3 protein-coding genes are annotated in these 2,508 nt (G+C 69.6%); 2 read left to right on the plus strand and 1 reads right to left on the minus strand.

The window, feature by feature from the left end; genetic code table 11:
* Window positions 1-91: 91 nt before the first annotated feature.
* The gene (locus tag ACFWU6_RS33625; protein ID WP_383812302.1) at window positions 92-1,039 is read right to left on the minus strand and encodes a LysR substrate-binding domain-containing protein; all 948 of its coding nucleotides are present in this window, start codon (window positions 1,037-1,039) and stop codon (window positions 92-94) included.
* Between the two features lie 134 nt (window positions 1,040-1,173).
* Here ACFWU6_RS33625 and ACFWU6_RS33630 point away from each other — a divergent pair, with 134 nt between their 5' ends.
* Entirely contained in the window at window positions 1,174-1,728 is a 555-nt protein-coding gene (locus tag ACFWU6_RS33630) for a peroxiredoxin (RefSeq protein WP_267718255.1), read from the plus strand.
* 3 nt (window positions 1,729-1,731) lie between these two features.
* Complete coding sequence (locus tag ACFWU6_RS33635) at window positions 1,732-2,274, plus strand: alkyl hydroperoxide reductase (RefSeq protein ID WP_383812304.1); 543 nt, start codon at window positions 1,732-1,734, stop codon at window positions 2,272-2,274.
* Window positions 2,275-2,508: the final 234 nt, after the last annotated feature.

Genomic DNA, 2,508 nt, shown 5'->3' on the forward strand with positions numbered 1-2,508 from the left:
GTGGTGAGTTCCTAGACAGCTCCCACCACACCGGAGGTCTTCGTCATGTTCAAGACCTGCCGAGTGTCAACAACGCTCGTGATCAATACACCTAGTCCGTGGGCCACACGGGCAGCGGGCGTACGGCTTCCCGCAGGGCGGCGGCGACCGCCCGGAACTCCTCCTGCCGGGCGGTCCCCGTGCGCATGGCCAGGGCGATCCGCCGCGAGGGGACCGGCTCGGCGAAGTACCCCGTCGCCAGGTACTCGTTGCGGGCGGTCTCCAGCCGCAGCGCGGTGCGCGGCAGCAGCGTCACCCCCAGCCCCCCGGCGACCAGTTGTACGAGGGTGGACAGGCCGGCGGCGGTGGTCGTGACGTCCGCGCCCGCCGTGCGCCCCGCGTCACGGCAGATGTCGAGCGCCTGGTCCCGGAGGCAGTGGCCCTCGTCGAGCAGCAGCAGCTGGAGGCCGCGCAGTTCCTCGCGCGGGATGTCCCGGCGTCCGGCCAGCGGGTGCTCCCGGGGCGCGAGGAGGACGAAGTCCTCGTCGAAGAGCGGCAGTTCGGTGACGCCGGGGACGCCGAGCGGCACCGCCAGCAGCAGCAGGTCCAGCCGGCCTCCGGACAGTCCCTCCAGCAGCGAGGAGGTCTGCTCCTCGTGCACCTGGAGGTCCATCCGCGGGTAGCGCCGGTGGAAGAGCCCGAGCACGGTCGGCAGCAGGTAGGGCGCGACGGTGGGGATCACCCCGAGCCGCAGGACCCCGGTGAAGGGGGCCCGTACCGCCTCGGCCTCCTCGAGCAGCCCGCCCACGGCTTCCAGCACCGCCCGCGCCCGGGCGGCGATCCGCTCCCCCGCCGGGGAGAGCAGCACCTTGCGGGTGGTCCGCTCCAGCAGCTGCACCCCCAGGGCCTCCTCCAGCGCGGAGACGGAGCCGGAGAGGGCGGGCTGGCTCATCCCGATGGCCGCGGCCGCGTCCCTGAAGTGCAGGTGCTCGGCGACCGCCGCGAAGGCGCGCAGCTGCGCCAGGGTCGGCTGCTTCGCTCCTCTATTACCGATAGCCACTGATAGGCACCTCCGATCACTCGAAACAACAGTAACGATTTCTGTAATCAATGCAGGTGTGCCAGCATGTGAGATCAGTCCAACCCCTAGGAAAGCCCCCAAAAGGGTTCCTTTCCCTGTCGCAAGGAGAGCACGTGCTCACTGTCGGTGACAAGTTCCCCACCTACGATCTGACCGCCTGCGTCTCGCTCGAAGCCGGCAGCGAGTTCGCCCAGATCGACCACAAGACCTATGAGGGCAAGTGGCGCGTGGTGTTCTTCTGGCCGAAGGACTTCACCTTCGTCTGCCCGACCGAGATCGCCGCCTTCGGCAAGCTGAACGAGGAGTTCCTGGACCGCGACGCCCAGGTCCTCGGCGTCTCCGGCGACTCCGAGTTCGTCCACCACGCCTGGCGCAAGGACCACGCCGACCTGCGTGACCTGCCCTTCCCGATGCTGGCCGACTCCAAGCACGAGCTCATGCAGGCCTGTGGCGTGCAGGGCGAGGACGGCTTCGCCCAGCGCGCCGTCTTCATCGTCGACCAGAACAACGAGATCCAGTTCACGATGGTGACCGCCGGTTCCGTGGGCCGTAACCCCAAGGAGGTCCTGCGGGTCCTCGACGCCCTGCAGACCGACGAGCTGTGCCCGTGCAACTGGAACAAGGGCGAGGGCACCCTGGACGCCGGCTCCCTGCTGGCCGGTGAGTGACGGATGTCCCTGGACTCCCTCAAGGCGGCCGTACCGGACTTCGCCAAGGACCTGAAGCTGAACCTCGGCTCGGTCATCGGCAACAGCGGCCTGCCCGCCCAGCAGCTGTGGGGCACGGTCCTGTCCTGCGCCATCGCCGCCCGCTCCCCGCAGGTCCTGCGTGAGCTGGAGCCGGAGGCGAAGGCGAACCTGTCGCCGGAGGCCTACACGGCCGCCAAGTCCGCCGCCGCGATCATGGCGATGAACAACGTCTTCTACCGCACCCGCCACCTGCTCTCCGACCCGGAGTACGGCACGCTGCGGGCGGGCCTGCGGATGAACGTCATCGGCAACCCGGGCGTGGAGAAGGTCGACTTCGAGCTGTGGTCGCTCGCCGTCTCCGCGATCAACGGCTGCGGCCAGTGCCTGGACTCGCACGAGCAGGTCCTGCGCAAGGCCGGCGTCGACCGCGAGACCGTCCAGGAGGCCTTCAAGATCGCCTCGGTGATCCAGGCCGTCGCCGTCACCCTCGACGGCGAGGCGGCCCTGGCCGCCGCCGCGGTCTAGCTCCGCACCGTACGCAGCAGGGCCCCGCCGCCGTCACCGGCAGCGGGGCCCTCGCGCGTTCACGACCGGAGCGCGCGGCGCCGCGGCCAGGCCCTGTCGTCAAAGTCCCGCCTGGCCCGGCGCCACTTTGACGACAGGACCTAGATGTATTGACCCGCAGCGTTGTTCACACGGCTGATGGGTGGCTTGCCGTCGAGTGCGGTGTGGCAGCGGTGGTGGTTGTAGGTGTGGAGG

It is taken from the genome of Streptomyces sp. NPDC058674, from assembly GCF_042716505.1.
Lineage (GTDB): Bacteria > Actinomycetota > Actinomycetes > Streptomycetales > Streptomycetaceae > Streptomyces.

Bases quoted from the DNA above. Each gene is read 5' to 3' on its own strand.
- ACFWU6_RS33635 (WP_383812304.1), top strand. From the start codon at position 1,732: ATGTCCCTGGACTCCCTCAAGGCGGCCGTACCGGACTTCGCCAAGGAC.